The sequence below is a fragment of the Vibrio sp. 704 genome (assembly GCF_033339295.1).
Genome location: NZ_JAWOUH010000665.1, coordinates 1 through 609, shown reverse-complemented (window position 1 = coordinate 609; position 609 = coordinate 1). Strand labels below are relative to the sequence as shown.

General features: G+C 49.3%; 1 protein-coding gene and 1 pseudogene. Both read right to left on the bottom strand.

Annotated elements, in window-relative coordinates:
• Positions 1-218: pseudogene (locus tag R7R24_RS28395) on the bottom strand (flagellar basal body L-ring protein); the annotation flags it as partial.
• Between the two features lie 30 nt (positions 219-248).
• The coding region (locus tag R7R24_RS28390) for a flagellar hook-basal body complex protein (RefSeq protein WP_318120405.1) at positions 249-609 on the bottom strand (361 nt) is incomplete at its 5' end.

Sequence of the window (609 nt, the reverse complement as noted above, 5' to 3'; positions counted from 1 at the left end):
TGTTTTGGATGGATTGGAGCCCACGCTGGATCACCAGCAACCGGATCATTTCTGCCACGCAGTGTATCAACGATGCCGCTACTCTCGTCTTTCGACTTATCGCCTTCAACCGCATCCACAACGGTAGTCGCTTGCGTCACTTCATCCGTTTCGATGGGTTCTAACATCGCACAGCCAGACATGGTTGTGATCAGCGCAAGTAAACAGATACGTTTCATTATGAGCTCCTTAATGGCTAACTTTCGCCGTTACAACTGCTGGTTAACGAAGCTCATCATCTTATCGACAGATGAGATCACTTTAGAGTTCATTTCGTACACGCGCTGAGCTTCGATCATGTTGACCAATTCTTCTGTCACGTTTACGTTGGAGGCTTCTAGCATCGATTGGCGAATTTCACCCAAACCGTCCAAACCCGGAACACCTTCTTGCGGGTCGCCACTTGCGCCTGTTGGCAAGTAAAGGTTCTGACCGATTGGCTCTAGGCCACCTGGGTTAACAAAGTCTGTAATGGTCAACTGGCCAACGACTTGGTTATCTTGCTGACCACGTACGCGCACAGATACTTCACCGTCCGTACCGACAGTGATAGAAATCGCATCTTCAGGA